14 protein-coding genes, 1 tRNA gene and 1 other RNA gene are annotated in these 16,429 nt (G+C 67.6%); 5 read left to right on the forward strand and 11 right to left on the reverse strand.

Translation table 11 applies throughout. The features are described from left to right. Positions 1–12 precede the first annotated feature (12 nt). The 4 genes from rpmI to VGV60_08815 form a co-directional block, all read right to left on the reverse strand. Positions 13–216, reverse strand: coding sequence for a 50S ribosomal protein L35 (rpmI, locus tag VGV60_08800; GenBank protein HEV8701355.1), 204 nt, complete (start codon positions 214–216; stop codon positions 13–15). Between the two features lie 10 nt (positions 217–226). Continuing rightward, positions 227–811, reverse strand: a complete 585-nt coding sequence (infC, locus tag VGV60_08805) for a translation initiation factor IF-3 (GenBank protein ID HEV8701356.1) — start codon at positions 809–811, stop codon at positions 227–229. 70 nt (positions 812–881) lie between these two features. Beyond that, on the reverse strand, positions 882–2,834 hold the full coding sequence (thrS, locus tag VGV60_08810; protein ID HEV8701357.1) for a threonine--tRNA ligase: 1,953 nt from the start codon (positions 2,832–2,834) through the stop codon (positions 882–884). 64 nt (positions 2,835–2,898) lie between these two features. Further along, positions 2,899–2,973: transfer RNA gene (locus tag VGV60_08815), tRNA-Val, on the reverse strand. Between the two features lie 167 nt (positions 2,974–3,140). Here VGV60_08815 and aroF point away from each other — a divergent pair. Next, positions 3,141–4,157, forward strand: a complete 1,017-nt coding sequence (gene aroF / locus VGV60_08820) for a 3-deoxy-7-phosphoheptulonate synthase (GenBank protein ID HEV8701358.1) — start codon at positions 3,141–3,143, stop codon at positions 4,155–4,157. A 261-nt stretch (positions 4,158–4,418) separates the two neighbouring features. Continuing rightward, positions 4,419–5,207 (forward strand): hypothetical protein, encoded by a 789-nt coding sequence (locus VGV60_08825; GenBank protein ID HEV8701359.1) that lies wholly within the window; start codon positions 4,419–4,421, stop codon positions 5,205–5,207. 90 nt (positions 5,208–5,297) lie between these two features. Here the strand turns inward: VGV60_08825 and VGV60_08830 are convergent, their stop codons facing one another. From VGV60_08830 to dnaB, 6 genes are all read right to left on the reverse strand, one after another. Continuing rightward, entirely contained in the window at positions 5,298–5,759 is a 462-nt protein-coding gene (locus tag VGV60_08830) for a hypothetical protein (protein ID HEV8701360.1), read from the reverse strand. Positions 5,760–5,864: 105 nt separating this feature from the next. Continuing rightward, positions 5,865–7,556, reverse strand: coding sequence for a formate--tetrahydrofolate ligase (locus tag VGV60_08835; protein ID HEV8701361.1), 1,692 nt, complete (start codon positions 7,554–7,556; stop codon positions 5,865–5,867). Then, positions 7,553–8,578 carry a hypothetical protein gene (locus VGV60_08840; protein ID HEV8701362.1) on the reverse strand — a complete coding sequence of 342 codons (1,026 nt, stop codon included), beginning with the start codon at positions 8,576–8,578 and terminating at the stop codon, positions 7,553–7,555. The genes VGV60_08835 and VGV60_08840 overlap by 4 nt, the downstream gene beginning before the upstream one ends. After that, complete coding sequence (locus VGV60_08845) at positions 8,578–9,612, reverse strand: PIN domain-containing protein (protein HEV8701363.1); 1,035 nt, start codon at positions 9,610–9,612, stop codon at positions 8,578–8,580. Before VGV60_08845 ends, VGV60_08840 begins: the two co-directional genes overlap by 1 nt. Positions 9,613–9,786: 174 nt before the next feature. Further along, on the reverse strand, positions 9,787–10,950 hold the full coding sequence (alr, locus tag VGV60_08850) for an alanine racemase (protein HEV8701364.1): 1,164 nt from the start codon (positions 10,948–10,950) through the stop codon (positions 9,787–9,789). Then, entirely contained in the window at positions 10,950–12,293 is a 1,344-nt protein-coding gene (gene dnaB, locus VGV60_08855; GenBank protein ID HEV8701365.1) for a replicative DNA helicase, read from the reverse strand. Before dnaB ends, alr begins: the two co-directional genes overlap by 1 nt. A 117-nt stretch (positions 12,294–12,410) precedes the next feature. Here dnaB and rnpB point away from each other — a divergent pair. The 3 genes from rnpB to VGV60_08870 all read left to right on the forward strand — a co-directional run bounded on the left by rnpB (position 12,411) and on the right by VGV60_08870 (position 14,954). Continuing rightward, positions 12,411–12,824, forward strand: an RNA gene (gene rnpB / locus VGV60_08860) — RNase P RNA component class A. 64 nt (positions 12,825–12,888) lie between these two features. Then, positions 12,889–14,046 carry a M20 family metallopeptidase gene (locus VGV60_08865; protein HEV8701366.1) on the forward strand — a complete coding sequence of 386 codons (1,158 nt, stop codon included), beginning with the start codon at positions 12,889–12,891 and terminating at the stop codon, positions 14,044–14,046. Next, the gene (locus VGV60_08870) at positions 14,043–14,954 is read left to right on the forward strand and encodes an LD-carboxypeptidase (GenBank protein HEV8701367.1); all 912 of its coding nucleotides are present in this window, start codon (positions 14,043–14,045) and stop codon (positions 14,952–14,954) included. The genes VGV60_08865 and VGV60_08870 overlap by 4 nt, the downstream gene beginning before the upstream one ends. Here the strand turns inward: VGV60_08870 and VGV60_08875 are convergent. After that, entirely contained in the window at positions 14,941–16,419 is a 1,479-nt protein-coding gene (locus VGV60_08875; protein ID HEV8701368.1) for a GWxTD domain-containing protein, read from the reverse strand. The two genes, VGV60_08870 and VGV60_08875, sit on opposite strands and share 14 nt — an antisense overlap. Positions 16,420–16,429: the final 10 nt, after the last annotated feature.

Genomic DNA, 16,429 nt, shown 5'->3' on the forward strand with positions numbered 1-16,429 from the left:
GGGAGCTGTCTCCTAAGGGCGGCCGTACGGAAGCATATCGCGCATCCGTCGCGAGTCCGCCTTGCTGACTGAGGTTTCCATGTCGAGGTGCCGCTTCCTCTTGGTGGTCTTGGACGTCAGGATGTGGCGCTTGAAGGCGCGGCTGCGCTTCACGACTCCGGTCGCCGACACGCGAAACCGCTTGGCGGCGGACTTCTTGGTCTTCATTTTCGGCATCGAACGTCTCCTAAGGTCCGCGGCGTGTGGGCGCGGCCTTGTCCGCCTGGCCGCCTGATGCGGCGGGGGCCGGCCCCTGACCGGACCATTTCTTCGGCGCCAGGATCATGTCGAGGAACGGCCCTTCCTGGCGCGGCTCGGTCTCCACCACGCCGTACTCGGTGATTTCTCCTTTGAGCCGGCCGAGAATCCTGTAGCCGATGTCCCGGTGCATGTTCTCCCGGCCGCGAAAGATCACGGTGGCCTTCACCTTCTTCCCCTTGGAGAGGAAGCGGATGATGTTGTTGCGCTTGAACTCGTAGTCGTGCTCGTCGGTCTTGGGGCGGAACTTCACCTCCTTGACCTGGATGACCTTCTGCTTCTTCTTCGCCTCCTGGGCCTTCTTGTTGAGCTGGTAGCGGTACTTGCCGTAGTCGAGGATGCGGCAGACCGGCGGAACGGCGTCGGGAGAAACCTCCACCAGATCCAGCCCGCTCTCTTGCGCCGAGCGCAGGGCCTGCTCCGGGGACATGATCCCGAGCTGCGCTCCGTCCTGCCCGATGACGCGGATCTCGCGGGCCCGAATCTTCTCGTTGACCCTTAGCTTCTTGTCGATGGCGTCTTACCTCCCGCCCCCGTCCACGAGGGGCAACGTGTGTGTCGACGTCTCCCGGGGCTCCCGGAGCCTAGGGCCCCGCGACCCGACCGGCGTTCATTTGGACGATCCTGTCGCGGATGGCCTCGAGGCCCATCGGTCCGAGGTCACCCTCCCTGCGGCTGCGCACCGACACGGTGCGCGCCTGCGCCTCGCGGTCGCCGGCGACCAGCATGAAGGGGATCTTCTTCAGCTGGGCGTCCCGGATCTTGGCCCCGATCTTCTCGCTCCGGTCGTCGAGGTCGCAGCGCAGCCCGGCCGTGAGAAGCATCGCCTGCGCCTCGCGGGCGTACTCCCGGATGCGGTCGGTGATCGGCATGACAACCGCCTGCACCGGCGCCAGCCAGACGGGGAAGGCGCCTGCATAGTGCTCGACCAGCCCACCCACGAAGCGCTCGAGGGACCCGTAGATCGCCCGGTGCACCATGACGACCGGCGTCTGAGAGCCGTCCGGCGCGACGTACTGGATCCCGAGCCTCTGCGGCAGGTTGAAATCGAACTGCACCGTCGGCCCCTGCCAGGGCCGGCCGATCGCGTCGAACATCCGCACGTCGATTTTCGGCCCGTAAAAGACCGCCTCCCCCTCCCGGCGCGTGTAGGTCAGGCCGCGCGACTGGAGCGCCTTCACCAGGGCGTCCTCCGCCATCGTCCAGCCGTCGTCGTCGCCGGCGTACTTCTCCGCGTGCGCCGGATCGCGCACTGACAGGTCGACTTCGTAGCGATCGTAGCCGAAGGTCTTCAAAAACGTGATGACCAGGTCGAGGACCCCCTTGATCTCGTCGAGGATCTGGTCGCGGGTGCAGTAGATGTGGGCGTCGTCCTGGGTGAAGCCGCGCACCCGCATCATGCCGTGCAGCACGCCGGATCGCTCGTAGCGGTAGACGGTGCCCAGCTCGGCGTAGCGGATCGGCAGCTCGCGGTAGGACCGGAGGCGCGACTTGTAGATCAGGGAGTGGCCCGGGCAGTTCATCGGCTTGATGACGTAGCCCGCCTTCTCGATCTCGAAGGTGTACATGTTGTCCTTGTAGAACTCGAGGTGCCCGGACTGCCGCCAGAGCTCGTCGCGCGCGATGTGGGGCGTGGTGACGAGCTGGTAGCCGGACCGGCGGTGCTCCTCCTTCCAGAAGTCCTCCATCACCTGGCGCACGATGGTCCCGTTCGGATGCCAGAAGATGAGCCCGGGCCCCGCGGTCTCCTCGACGCTGAACAAATCGAGCGCCGGCCCCAGCTTGCGATGGTCGCGCTTCTTCGCCTCTTCGAGGGTCTTTAGGTAAATTTCGAGCTGCTCCTCGGTCGGGAAGGCGGTCCCGTAGATACGTTGCAGCTGCTGGTTGTCCTCGGAGCCCTTCCAGTAGGCGCCGGCCACCGACAGGAGCTTGAACGCGCCGATCCGGCCTGTCGAGGGCAGGTGGGGACCGGTGCAGAAATCCATGAAATCGTTCTGGCGGTAGCAGGAGACGATCGGGCCCCCCTTCTCGGCGATCAGCTCGACCTTCAGGTTGTCGCCGAGCCGGCGGAAGTAGGCGAGCGCCTCCTCCTTGGGCTGCTCGATGCGCCGGATCGGGAAGTCCTTCCCCTTGATCTCGCGCATGCGGGCCTCGATCCGCTCGAGGTCCTCCGGGGTGAACGGCTCCCCGCGCTCGAAATCGTAGAAGAACCCCTCCTCGGTGGCCGGGCCGATGCCGATCTTGACCTCCGGGAACAGGTCCTTGACCGCATTCGCCAGGAGGTGCGACGTCGTGTGACGGTAGACCTGGAGCGCGCGAGGGGAGTCCGGGGTGATGAACTCGACCCGGCCGCCCCGATCCAGCGGTCCATAGATGTCCTTCTCGACACCGTCCACAACCACCGCGATGGCGCGCCTCGCCAGGGTCGGGTCGACCGACTCGGCGATGGTGGAGAGCGTCGTGCCGCGCGGAAATGCGCGGACCGCGCCGTCCGGCATGACGACCTCGAACGTCTCCAAAGTGCTCAGTCCTTTCAACCGCGGCGTCCCGTCCGTCACCTGGAGCCGTCCGGGCAGAGGGTATCGTGATCGGAGGCGGGAATGGTAGGCGCGAGCGGATTTGAACCGCTGACTTCTACCGTGTCAAGGTAGCGCTCTCCCCCTGAGCTACGCGCCTTCACCTGAAAGCCCATAGAGGCGCCGCGTCGGGCGCTTCGTGGGTTGCCATGAGAAGGCGAGAGTATACGGGTCGGTGCGCGCTATTGTCAACTGAACAGACTACTTCCGGTTGCGGTGGAGGGGCCGGGCGGCGTATCATCCGGCACTTTCCAGGTGAGGTATTGCATGCTGATCGTCATGGAATCGCTGGCGACCGAGGAGCAGATCCGGGGTGTGATCGACCGGATCCAGTCGCTCGGGCTGCGCGCCCATCCCATTCCGGGCGCCGAGCGCACCGCCATCGGGATCACGGGGAACCATGGGCCCCTCGATCCCGCCGAGTTCGAGATCCTGTCCGGGGTTCAACAGGCCATCCGGGTCACCAAGCCGTACAAGCTCGTGAGCCGGGAGGTCAAGGCCTCAGGCAGTGTCATCCAGGTCGGCGGCCGGCCGGTCGGCGGCCCGCGCCTGACGATCATCGCCGGCCCCTGCGCGGTCGAGACCGAGGAGAGAACGCTTGCGATCGCCCGTCAGGTGGCCTCGGCCGGAGCGGACCTGTTCCGGGCGGGCGCCTTCAAGCCGCGTACCTCACCGTATTCGTTCCAGGGGCTCGGTCTCGAAGGACTGAAGATCCTGGCCCGGGTGCGGCAGGAGACGGGCCTGCCGATCGTCACCGAGGCGGTCGACGAGGACTCGATGGCGATGGTGGAGGACTACGCCGACGCGGTGCAGATCGGGGCGCGCAACATGCAGAATTTCTCGCTCCTGAAGCGCGCCGGCAAATCGAAGCTCCCGGTCTTCCTGAAGCGCGGGCTGTCGGCCACGCTGGACGAGTTCCTGATGGCGGCCGAATACATCGTGTCGGAAGGGAATTACCAGGTGTTCCTCTGCGAGCGCGGCGTCCGCACGTTCGCCGATCATTCGCGCAACACCCTGGATCTGGCCATCGTCCCGTCCGTGAAGCATCTCAGCCACCTGCCGATCCTGGTCGATCCGAGCCATGGGACGGGACGGCGGGACAAGGTCGTGCCTCTGGCGCGGGCCGCCATCGCGGTGGGGGCCGACGGGGTCATGGTCGAGGTCCACGACGACCCGGCCAGGGCGCTGTCGGACGGACCCCAGGCCATTCTTCCCGATCAATTCGCGGCGCTGGTCGCCGACCTCCGCGCCCTGGCGGGCCTCGTCGGCCGGACACACGGCTGAGCTAGGAACCTCGGTTACGGGATCGCAATCATCCTTACTGTTTTTGCCACGGCCGCCCGCCTGCCTGCGCCGGAAGATTCGACGCTTCCCCTCTTCGCGCGTCGTAAACTTCATTGTCATAGGCACTTAGGAGAATCCTGGATAGTGGACACGTTCTGGTACGTCCCTTGCTCGATCTCCAGGGGTTGCACCGCTCCACCGGACGGACCACGTTAGGTCTGTGCATATGATTCGTCCGGGGACGCCGGAGGGAAGAGAGAGATGATCAACCAGGACGAAGTCTTCGTGATCACAGAAGAGGACATCCTCAAGCCCTCCGGAAAGGGGAAGGGGGGCGGACCGCGCGCCGTTGCCGCCAGCAAGGCCACGCGTGCGGCCGAACGATCCGAAGCGGTCGAGGAGACGATGGCCGATCGACCAGTCGCGGTCCGGGGCCGGTCCCGCAAGAGCCCGGCGGCTGCGTCGACTCTGTCGCTGTTCGTCTGGGGGCTGGGGCAGCTCTACAACGGCGACGGCAGGCTGGCGGCCCTGTTCCTGCTGTGCGAGCTGATGATCCTGGCATTCCACTACCTGCTCTACATGACCTGGGAGCGGATCAAGACGTTCGCGCACCTCTTCTTCGTGAGCGAGTGGGAGCTGATGCTGTACGCCTCGTCCATCGACTTCTGCGTGATCTTCTTCCTGATCTACAACGTCGCGCAGGCCTACCGGGGGGCGGAGGCACGCGGCGGGCGGTTCGACGGGCTGCATCGGCCGCTCGTCTCGGGGCTGGCATCCCTCTGCGTCCCCGGATGGGGCCAGCTGCTCAATGGCCAGCTCGGGAAGGCGGTCTTCTTCCTGTTTTCCTTCTTCCTGCAGGCCTACCTGGTGGTCCTGTACCGGCTCTCGCCGTTCTTCCGCATCCTGGCGGACATCGAGCCGCAGCAGATCCTGCTGAGCAAGGCGATCAAGGTGGGGATGGGAATCCTGTTCGTGACGGCGCTGTCCTGGTTTATCAGCACGTACGACGCGTTCCTGGTGGCGCGTTACACCCGCCGCCTGCGGACCTGATCGAAGCGCTCATTCCGGCCCGCCACGGGCGAAAAAAAGGGTCTGCCGGAGCAGGCCCCTTCCGAATCACAGAACGAAGTTTTCAGGGTCTCAGTAGGGGCCCTTGCGCGGGTAGTAGCTGTCCTCCCCGTACGCGCCCTGCTCCTTGGACGGAGTCCTGATGGTGCGAAGGTCTTCGTAGGGATCCCTCACTTCACCCTCCAGGGACTTGTAGCCGAAGAGGGTACCGACCTGCAGCCCCTGCGGCTGGGCTGATGCGGGGGCGGGATGGCCATTGGCGTTCCCTGCGGTGCCGATGACTGCCGCCGTGCCCGTTGACGCACCGACCAGCCGGGAAGCTGCGGCCTCTTTCGCGTAACAGATGCGGCAGGGCTGGTAACCCGCCGCCATGGCCGCATCCAGGCCCTTCTCGACTCCACGCCCGCGAATATCGGAGCTTCCTGCCTTGTGGAAGACGGTTCCCGGGCGCGAGACCACGACCTTCTCTTCATCGGCGCCCGCCTGGCCGCCGGGAAGCATGGCCGCTGCGACGACGGCGGCCAGGAGTACCACAGCTGAACGCGCTACTCTATTCACGCGCCACCCCCTTCTGATGGAACTCGCACCTGGTCAGTTAATACCACCAAACGCATGGGTCGTCAAGGCCCCCCAGGGGCCTCAGGAGAGCCCCGTCACCTGTCCCTGATCGTCCAGATCGATCTGCATGGCGGCCGGCACTGTCGGCAGCCCCGGCATGGTCATGATGCTGCCGATGAGAGGGTAGACGTATCCCGCGCCGGCCGAGGCGCGGACATCGGTGACCGGCAGCACGAAGCCCTCGGGCCTCCCCTTGAGCGTCGGATCGTGCGAGAGGGACAGGGGGGTCTTGGCCATGCAGATCGGGACGTGGCCCAGCCCCTGTCGCCGGCAGAACTCGATCCGGTCCTTCGCCTTGTCGGTGTACGTGACTCCGGAGGCGCCGTAGATCGTCCGTGCAATCGTCTCGATCTTCTCCTCGATCGACATCTCGGGCGTGTAGAGGCGACGGAATCGACCGCCCGATTCGGCGGCCTTGATCACCGCCTGCGCCAGCTCGAGGCCCCCCTCGCCGCCGTGTGCCCAGACGGTCGCGGGCACGGCTGCGAAGGCGCCCGAGGCACGCGCCCGCCCCAGCACTTCGTCGATCTCGGCCTGGGTGTCGCTGTCGAACCGGTTCACGGCGACGACGGCGGGCAGCCCGAAGGTGCGCACGTTCTCGATGTGCTTGCGCAGGTTCTCGCAGCCGCGGCCCACCGCGGCCGGGTCCGGCCGGCTCAGGGACGAGGTGTTCCTGCCGCTGATCGTCACGCCGCCGTGCAGCTTGAGGGCGCGCACCGAGCAGACGATGACCGCGGCCGAGGGGACGAGACCGGCCGCCGGACACTTGATGTCGAACAGCTTCTCGGCCCCCATCTCGGAGCCGAAGCCGCTCTCCGTGACGACGAAGTCGGCGAGCTTCAGGGCCATCAGGTCGGCCAGGACGGAGTTATTGCCGTGGGCCACGTTGGCGAAGGGTCCGCAGTGGATCAGGGTCCCCCCGCCCTCGAGGTTCTGAACCAGATTGGGCTTGATCGCGTCCTTGAGAATGGCCGCCATCGAACCCTGCGCCCCGAGCGCCCCCGCGCTCACACCGTTTCCCTCGCTGTCCACCCCGATCAGGATCCGCGCCAGGCGCTCCTTCAGGTCGCGCGGATCCTTGGAGAGGGACAGGATCGCCATGACCTCGGACGCGGCGGTGATGTCGTAGCCACTCTCGCGCTCCACGCCGTTGGCGCCGCCGCCCAGCCCGACGCGGATGCGGCGCAGGGCCCGATCGTTGAGATCGAGGCTGCGGCGCCAGAGAATCGCCTCCGGAGCGAGGCCGAGCCGGTTGCCGTGGTGCAGATGATTGTCGATCAGGGCGGCCAGGAGATTGTGGGCTGCGGCCACGGCGTGGAAATCGCCCGTGAAGTGCAGGTTGATCTCCTCCATCGGCACGACCTGCGAATAACCGCCACCGGTCGCACCCCCCTTGATCCCGAAGACCGGGCCCATCGACGGCTGCCGCAGGGTGCTGAGGGCGCGACGCCCGAGACGCCGGAGCGCCTGGGCGAGGCCGATGGTGACCACCGTCTTGCCCTCGCCGAGGGGCGTCGGATTGATCCCGGTGACGCAGATGTAGCGCCCGGTGGGCCGGGACTTCAGGCGCTCGAGGGCCGACAGCGAAATCTTGGCCTTGTAGCGGCCGTACGGCTCCAGCTCGTCGGGCAGGATGCCGAGCGATTCCGCGATGCTCTCGATTCGCTGCAGCTTGGCCTGGCGGGCGATCTCGAGGTCGGACGGCGGGCTCAAGGACTCCTCCGGGGGTTCTTCCCTTCGTCGAGCACCCGGCGCAGGTCGTCGAGGTCGGCGCCGGTCGGATCGGACGACTGCGCCTTGCCCATCTCGGCCTGCGCTCCCGCGGCGTCGCCGGTCGCCTGCAGGGCCCTGCCGAGCAGCAGGTGCCCGCGCGCCGTGTCACCCATCGCGAGGGCGCGCTTCGCCTCCGCCACCGCCCCTTGGGGGTCCTTGCGCTTCAAGGCTACCAGGGCCGCAAGCAGGTGGAAGTCGGACTCGTACGGGAAAGGGTCCGAGGAGGCCTGTGCCAGGACCGAGGCCGCCTCCTCCCAGCGCTCTTCGCGGGCGAGGAGGGACCCGGCCTGATAGGCCGCCTTCGGATAGCCAGGGAACTGCTGCAGGGCCCTGCGCAGGAGCTGCAGGCGTTTCTTCGAGTCGCTCTCGGCCATGGCCCGGCTGTAGGTGTCGAACGCGAGCAGGGGAGCGTCCTCCGACTGCTTGCGCAGAAGCTCGGCACGGCCCTCGGAGACCTCCAGGTTCTCGTCCTTCGCCAGCGCCAGGGCCAGGTTGCGATGCACGGCGAGCAGGTCCTTGAGGCGGCCCGTGCGCGACAGCCAGGGGCGCGCCTTTTCCTTCCGGATATCGATCGAGCGCGCGGCCAGGGTGATGTCGCCGTTGTCGACGTTGAAACGGCCCAGGACGAGCCGGTCGATTCTCACCCCCGCCGGTCGCGCCACGGTCTTGCGTCCCAGCTCGAGGGCGCTCGCGAGGGCCAGGGGGGCCCCCTCGGGGATGCCGCTTCCCTCCAGGAGGACCGACCGATCCTCGTCGTCCATGACCCTCTGGCCGAACCCGAGCAGATACTCTCCCAGGGTGTGCGCCAGCCCCGAGGACAGCCATTCCAGCGAGCGATCCTCCGACGAGTTCTCGAACGGCATGATGATGTATCCGTGCGGCGTCGTGGCGGCAGGCTCGCCGGCGAGCGGCGCCGGCCCCGCCGTCAGCACGAGGAGCAGCGGGAGGGAGGCCGCCCGCATCAAGCGCCGGTCCTCCGCGGGCGGTGCTCGATGGGGGTCGCCTCGTCGCCGGCCTCCGACTTGCCGAAGAACATCTTCCCGGCGGTCGTCTGCAGGACCGAGGTCACCGTGATTTCGATGTTCCTGCCGATGTGACGCTTGGCGTTGTCCACCACCACCATGGTGCCGTCGTCCAGGTAGCCCACGCCCTGGTTCGGCTCCTTCCCCTCCTTCAGGATGAACACCTTCATCGCCTCTCCGGGAAGGACGACCGGCTTCAGGGAGTTGGCGAGCGAATTGATGTTCAGCACCTGGACGCCGCGCAATTCGGCGACCTTGTTGAGGTTGAAGTCATTGGTGATGATCTTGCCACCGAGCTGCTTGGCCAGCTCGATCAGCTTCATGTCGACATCCTTGATGTCGGGGAAATCGGCTTCGGAGATGACGACCTTCACGTCCGGGCCCTTCTTGATGCGTTGCAGGATGTCGAGCCCCTTCCGCCCGCGGTTGCGCTTGAGCGAGTCCTGGGAGTCGGCGATGTACTGCAGCTCCCTGAGGACGAACTGCGGCGCGACCAGGGTCCCGTCCAGGAACCCGGTTTCGCAGACGTCGGCGATCCGGCCGTCGATGATGACGCTGGTGTCGAGAATCTTGTAGTTCTGCTTCTGGCCCCCCTCGGCCCAGGCCGCGCGCAGGCTGGACAGGGTGAAGCTCTCGCCGCGCGCCGCCCCGATCGCCATGCCGGTGTATCCGAACACCAGGAACACGAACCCCTTGATCGCCAGCGGCGGCGCCGGGGCGAAGAGGTCGAGAGGCAGAAGCGCGACCACGACCCCCGCCGCCGCACCGCCGATGAGCAGGCCGGCAAGCCCGCCCAGCAGGGAGTTCATCTCCAGTCCACGCAGGAAATACTCGAGCGCCAGGATCAGGCCGGCCACGCCGGCCCCGATGACCAGGCCGGTCAGATCGAGAGGGGACAGGGTGATGGGCCGGACCTGACTGCCGAACAGGACGGAAAGGATGACCAGGATGATCCTGAGTACGAATGTGCCCACCGCATTCACCTCGACACAGCCCATGGACGGGCCGCACAACGAATCGGGTTACGGCATGAGGACGCGCACTGGCACATGATAGCGTTTTGCCGCGACGGAAACTAGGAGAAGCTCCCGGGAACCGGCCGACTGCCCGGACCGGCTCCGGGCCGGTTCATGGATCCGGAAGGGACGCTACGGAAGGGCGAAGCGCGAGGCGACGTCCCGCTCCGTGCCGCGGACGAACAGGCGGGGTACGCGGGAACCGATGCCGCACAGGACCTCCCAGGGGATGGTGTCGGCCCAGGCGGCGATCCGATCGGCCCCGAGTCTCTCCCCTCCGGACGTGCCGATGACCGTGACCTCGTCGCCGAGGGTCGCTCCCGGAATTTCGGTCACGTCCACGGTCGTCAGGTCCATGCTGATCCGGCCCACGATGGGCGCCGGCCGCCCGCGCAGGAGGACGTGCCCCCGGTTCGACGCCAGGCGGGGCAGGCCGTCATCGTAGCCCAGCGCCAGCGAAGCCACCCGGGTAGGGCGGGCCGCGACGAAGGTGCGGCCGTACCCCAGGCTGGTGCCCGGCGCAACCTCTTTAAGATAGATGATACGGGTCTTCAGCGACAGGACCGGACTCACCTCGAGCGGCGTCACGTTCGTCGATGGGGGGTACCCGTAGAGAACGAGGCCCGGGCGCACCAGGCTCAGCCAGGCCGGGGGGTGGTCCAGGATCGCCGCGCTGTTCGCCAGGTGGATCTCGCCCGGCCGCAATCCGCGCTCGCGCGCCGCCTCGACGCATTCCCGGAACAGCTCGATCTGACGGCGGGTGAAGGCGTCGGTCGGATCGTCCGCCACGGCGAGGTGCGAGAAGGCGCCGGTGACCCGGATCGAGCGGGCCCCCGACAGGACGGAGGCGAACTCCGGCACGTCCCCCGGCGGAACGCCGAGGCGGCCCATCCCGGTGTCCACCTTGAGGTGCACGGCTGCCTCGACACCGCGCGCGGAGGCGGCGCGGGACAGGGCCCCCACCTGATCGGGGCGGAAGATCGCCGGCACCAGATCGTGCTGCAGGATCGCGTCCGCCTGCTCCGGGGTGAAGCCCCCCAGGACCAGGATCGGCCTGGTGACGCCCGCCCGCCGCAGCTCGATCCCTTCCTCGGGAAGCGCCACCCCCAGGCTCTCGACCCCGTCCTTCTCGAGGGCCCGCGCCACGCCGGCGGCGCCGTGGCCGTAAGCGTTCGCCTTGACGACCGCCAGGATCGGACGGGTCCCGACGCGGGCCCTGATGGCGCGGAGGTTTGCGGACAGGGCCTGGAGATCGATCTCGGCCCAGGTGGGACGGTACGGGTCGAGGAGAGGCATCACCCGCCCTGCTGCTCCAGCTCCTCGAAGCGCGTGTACTGGCGGAGGAAGGCCATGTTGAACTCGCCCGTCGGTCCGTTGCGCTGCTTGGCCATGATGAGGGTCGCGATGCCCCGGTTCTCCTCGGTCGGCTTGTAGAGCTCTTCGCGGTAGAGCAGGAGGACCACGTCGGCATCCTGCTCGATGGCGCCCGATTCGCGCAGATCCGACAGCTGGGGCCGGCCGCGCTCGCCGCGCTGCTCGGGGGCGCGCGACAGCTGCGACAGGGCGACCACCGGCACGTTGAGCTCCTTCGCGAGCTCTTTCAGGGAGCGGGAGATCTCGGACATTTCCTGGTTGCGGTTCTCGAATCGGCTGCGGCTCCGGATCAGCTGCATGTAATCGATGACGACCATGTCGAGTCCCTGCTCCAGCTTCAGCCGCCGGCATTTGGCGCGCATCTCGAGGACCGTGAGCCCCGCCGAATCGTCGATCCAGACGGGCGCGGTGGCGAGCTGGCCGAAGGCCTGGATCAGCTCCTTCCACTGGTCCTTCGTCAGGCGTCCGGTGCGCAGCATATGGCTGTCGATGCGGGCGAGCCCCGTGAGCATCCTCAGGAACAGCTGCTCGCGCGTCATCTCCAGTGAGAAGATCCCGACCTTGCGCCCCGCCTGCATCGCGACGTTCTGCGCGATATTCAGCGCGAGGGACGTCTTGCCCATCCCCGGCCGCGCCGCCAGGATGATCAGGTCGGCCGGCTGCAGGCCGGAGGTGTACTCGTTCAGCAGCTTGTACCCGGTCGGCAACCCGGTCACCAGCTCGCGCCTTTCGGCCAGCTGCTCGATGGTCTTGAGGCTCTGGTCGGCGATCGCCTTCATGGCGATGAAGCCGGCCCGCAGGCGGTCCTGCGCGATCTGGAAAATCAGGCGCTCCGAATCGTCCAGGATGACGTCCGCTTCGTGGCTGGCCTCGTAAGCCGACGCCACGATCCGGCCGCCGGCCTCGATGAGGCTCCGGAGCACCGCCTTCTCCTTGACGATGCGTGCGTAGTACTCGACGTTGGCGGATCTCGGGACCCCGTCGATCAGCGAGGCGATGTAGGCCGGGCCTCCGACCGCGTCCAGCTCCCCGGCGCGCGACAGCTCCTCCTTGATGGTCACCGTGTCGATGGCCGTCGTGCGCTCCGACAGATCGTTCATGACCTTGAAGATCTTCCGGTGCGGATCGCGGTAGAAGTCCGCTTCCTTCAGGATTTCCTGGGCGCGGTTGAGCGCGGTGTTCTCGATGAGAATGGCGCCGAGCACGGAGCGTTCGGCCTCGAGACTGTTCGGGACGTCCCTGTCGAGCGTGATGTCTGCTGACATGCGGTGCCTCTCCTGGGTGCCGGTCCGAATGCTCGAACGGGCTCCTGGACGCGGGAGGTCATCGTAGCACGCGTTGTTGCGCCCCGATCCGCGCCTTTGCTAAGATGACACCGGGCCGGAGTGAAGCGGATGGTCGCTGCCCGGATTCCATCCGGGGAGAGGAAAGTCCGAACTCCACAGGGCATTGCGCTGGGTAACACCCAGTCCCGGTGACGGGAAGGAAAGTGCCACAGAAAACAAACCGCCTGGACCGGAGGCTCCGTTTCCGGTTCCGGTAAGGGTGAAACGGTGGGGTAAGAGCCCACCAGTGCCCCGGGTGACCGGGGCAGCTTGGTAAACCCCGCAAGGAGCAAGGCCAAATAGGGGAGCGAGTGCGGGTGGCCCGCCCGATGGCTCCCGGGTAGGTCGCTTGGCGGTCCGGGCCCCCTGGGTCCGGGCCGCCGGCCGCGCGGGTAACCGCGCGGTTAGAGGAATGACCATCGGCCGCCGGCGACGGCGGCAACAGGATTCGGCTTACGAGTCACTCCGGCCCATCCTTCCTCGATCGCTGATGTCCGTCGCCCCGGGACTGAGAGCGCGCCTGGAGCGCGAGATCATGCGCCTTCGACCTGCGGTCGAGCGCCTGAGCCGCATCCTGCACCGGCGTGCCGAGCTCAGCCTCGAGGAGTCGGACTCGGTGCGTCTGCTCACCGGATTTCTCAAGAAGGAAGGGTTCCGGATTCGGCGCGGCGTGGCGGGCCTGCCGACCGCGTTCGTGGCGCGGAAGACCATGGGACGCGGCGGGCCGCGCGTCGCCTTCCTCGCCGAGTACGACGCCCTGCCCGGGATCGGCCATGCCTGCGGCCACAATCTCATCGGCGCCGCAAGCGCCGGCGCCGGAGCCGCCCTGGGCCGGGCGCTCCAGGGCTCCCGCGGCGAGATCCTGGTCGTGGGCACTCCCGCGGAGGAGACCATCGGGGGGAAGGTGCTGATGACCGAGCGCGGAGTCTTCAAGGGGGTCGACTGCGCCCTGATGTTCCACCCGTCGACCGAGAACCGCGTCTACACGACCTCCCTCGCCTGCCACTCGCTCCAGGTCACGTTCCACGGCAGGGCGGCCCATGCCGTCGCTTCCCCCGAGAAGGGTATCAACGCCCTGGAGGCGCTCATCCGCCTGTTCATCGACCTCCACCGGCTGCGGCATCGCCTGCCGCGCGAGGTCCGCATGCCGGGTGTGATCGTCGATGGCGGCAAGCGGGCCAACGTGGTGCCCGATCGTGCGGTCGGCCGGTTCACCCTGCGCGCCCGGGACCTGCCGACCCTGGCACGGGTCGAATCGCTCTTCCGGCGCACGGCGCGGGAGGCGGCGCGGTCGGTCGGCGCCCGCCTGTCGATTCTCGCGCTCGATCACCCGTACGCCGAGATGCTGACCAACCGGGTGCTGGCCGACCGGTTCAAGCACGAGCTGCGCCGCATGGGTCGCACGACCGTGGACTCTCCCCGCAAGAAAATGGGATCGCTCGACATGGGGAATGTCAGCCAGGTCGTCCCGTCGATTCACCCGTATATCGCCATCGCGCCTCCGAGCGTGCCGCTGCACTCGCGAGGGTTCGCGCGTCTGGCAGGCGGGCCGCGCGGCAGGGCCGGCCTGAGCGCCGCGACCCGCGGGCTGTCCATGGTCGGCCTTCAGGCCCTGTGCGACCGCGACACCCTCGCGAGCGCGAAGCGGGAGTTCCTGGCCTGCCGCCGCAACGGGGCGAGGGGGAAACGGTGAGCCCGATCGTCCCTCCCCCTCTGGTCCCCGGCGACCGCATCGGCGTCGCCGCCCCCGGCGGGCCGATCCGGCGTGAGATGGTCGATCGCGGCATGGCGTACCTTCAGGCGCGCGGCTTCCGTCCCGTCGAGGGCCGCAACCTGGGGCTTCGGCATGCCTATCTGGCGGGCGACGATCACGAGCGGCTCGACGATCTGAACGGGTTGATTGCCGATCCGGACCTGCGCGCCATCTGGTTCGCCCGCGGAGGCTACGGCAGCGCGCGCATCGTCCAGGGGGTGGATTTCGCCGCGCTGCGCCGGTATCCCAAGGCCCTGATCGGGTACAGCGACATCACGGTCCTGCAATCGGCCGCCTGGACGGAGGCGCGGCTCCAGTCCTTCCACGGCCCCCTCGTGTCAGAAATCGGCGATCCCGCGCGGTTCGACGAGGCGTCGCTCTGGCACGCCCTGTCCGCGACCCCGGGCGGCCAGTCGCATGCCATCCCGGCCGCCTCCGTCGTGCGCTCCGGGGCGGGAGATGGACCCCTCCTCGGCGGCTGCCTGTCGCTTCTCGTGAGCCTGATCGGCACGCCCTACGAGCCGCCGCTCGAAGGGGCCATCCTGTTCTGGGAGGAGGTCAACGAAGAGCCGTACCGCATCGACCGGATGCTCGGCCACCTTCGTCTCTCCGGCAGGCTCGCGCGCCTGCGCGGCATGATCGTCGGCCGACTCGTAGGCTGCGACGCGGAGGATCCCGCGGCCAGCCTGCCGCTTGCCGAGATCCTGGCGATGCACCTGGCCGGGACGGAATTTCCGGTGGTCGTGGACTTTCCGGCCGGTCACTGCGCGGGGAAGAAGACCCTGCCGATCGGGCGCGCGGTCCGGCTGGACACGAACGATCTCAGCCTGACGATCAGCGCACGCTGAACGGCACTTCCCGCTTCAGCTCCTTGCCGCTGCCCTTGTCGACGATCTTCACTTCCATCTTGAAATCGGCCGGCAGTTTCTGGCCGGGGACCAGGAGGTCCTTGAGGGCCAGGGAGTAGAGATCGACCTGGGCACGGAGAGGGCGGGTGAGGGGCGGACGATAACGCTTCCATGTTCCCGCGTCGCTCAGATAGAACGTGGTGGTGGACTCGAGATTCGGCCGGTTGGTTGCGGGATCCAGGGCCGGGTTGTATACCTGATAGTAGAAGTTGAGATCCTCGTCCTTCGTCAAGATAGGCTGGGCCCGCGGCACGAGCCGGAACGAGCCGAGCACGAAGGGCCCGGCCCCGCGCTCCTTGTCGTCGGGCCCCGGCTGCAGCTGGGAGAATCCCGCCAGAATGGCGATGCTGCTGATGTTGAGCTCCCCCTTGTTGCGGAAATCCGGCACCTCGATGGTCTTCACGAGCGTTCCCATCTGACCCGGGACCACCTTGTCCTCGACGGCGACCGCGAGCTTGTACGTGCCGGGCTGCAGGTTGTGGCGGGCCTGATAGACGAAGCTGCCGGGAGGGGCTTCCGCAGGCGGGGCGGGGAGGAACGGCAGATCGCCGGTGAGGTTGACCGGCTTGCCGTCCCCCGCCGGCTCGAGCCGCGCGAAGGCGTGCAAGGCCACGTCCCCGCTGCCGTGCGCCGCCTCCCGCGGCGCCTCGACGGTGATGGCGGTGAGCGTGGTCCCGTCCACGGCGGCGTAGGAGTCCTGCGCCACCTGGAACGGCACGTCGGCCTTTCCGGAACCGGCGGCGAGGAGGCCCTGGAGGATCGGGATCTGCCGCTTGCTCTCGGGTGACTGATCCTCCTCCGGGTTGCGGGCCGGCGCCGCGGGGGCCTCGGCGTCACCCTGCGCGATCGCGGACGGCGCCGGGAGCTTCCAGCCGATCCCGAGAGTCTCCGGGTGGGCCTTGACGTACTCCTCGAGCTTCTTGCGATCGAGCAGGAGGGGCGCGAGCATGCCCTGCGCGAACATCAGATCGAACTTGGCCTTGATGCCGGTGACCTCGTTCGGCTCGTAGCTCCAGATGTTCCGGCCGCGGGCATCCTTGTCGGCCTTGGCAGGCGGGCCGAGAAGCAGGAACACCCGCCCCATGTCCGTGAGGAAGCCCGCGTCCGTCTGCGTCGTGAACCGCTTGTCGGCCTCCTCGACCTTCTTCCAGAAGATGAGCGCGAACTCGTTCTCGGGCGTGCCGGGCGTCGGATCGCGCTTCTCCCAGAAGGCCTTGACGAACGGCGCGCGCTCCTCATCGGTTTTCAGTTTTTTCCACTCCTTCTCCTCGTCCGAGGTCATGATCCACTTGACCGGGCCCTTCCCCCAGTCCTTGCTCGGGACCTTGTAGTCGGGCGGCGCGGCGGCCAGGGTCAGGACGGCGGCCAGAAGGAGGAATGGCATCGTCGAGCGGCGGCTCTTCATAGTCACCTCA

It is taken from the genome of Candidatus Polarisedimenticolia bacterium (assembly GCA_036001465.1).
Classification (GTDB): domain Bacteria; phylum Acidobacteriota; class Polarisedimenticolia; order Gp22-AA2; family Gp22-AA2; genus Gp22-AA3.

Bases quoted from the DNA above. Each gene is read 5' to 3' on its own strand.
- VGV60_08865 (HEV8701366.1), top strand. From the start codon at position 12,889: ATGCGCCTTCGACCTGCGGTCGAGCGCCTGAGCCGCATCCTGCACCGG.
- dnaB (HEV8701365.1), bottom strand. From the start codon at position 12,293: ATGTCAGCAGACATCACGCTCGACAGGGACGTCCCGAACAGTCTCGAG.
- rpmI (HEV8701355.1), bottom strand. From the start codon at position 216: ATGCCGAAAATGAAGACCAAGAAGTCCGCCGCCAAGCGGTTTCGCGTG.
- VGV60_08825 (HEV8701359.1), top strand. From the start codon at position 4,419: ATGATCAACCAGGACGAAGTCTTCGTGATCACAGAAGAGGACATCCTC.
- VGV60_08875 (HEV8701368.1), bottom strand. From the start codon at position 16,419: ATGAAGAGCCGCCGCTCGACGATGCCATTCCTCCTTCTGGCCGCCGTC.
- aroF (HEV8701358.1), top strand. From the start codon at position 3,141: ATGCTGATCGTCATGGAATCGCTGGCGACCGAGGAGCAGATCCGGGGT.
- alr (HEV8701364.1), bottom strand. From the start codon at position 10,950: ATGCCTCTCCTCGACCCGTACCGTCCCACCTGGGCCGAGATCGATCTC.
- VGV60_08840 (HEV8701362.1), bottom strand. From the start codon at position 8,578: ATGCGGGCGGCCTCCCTCCCGCTGCTCCTCGTGCTGACGGCGGGGCCG.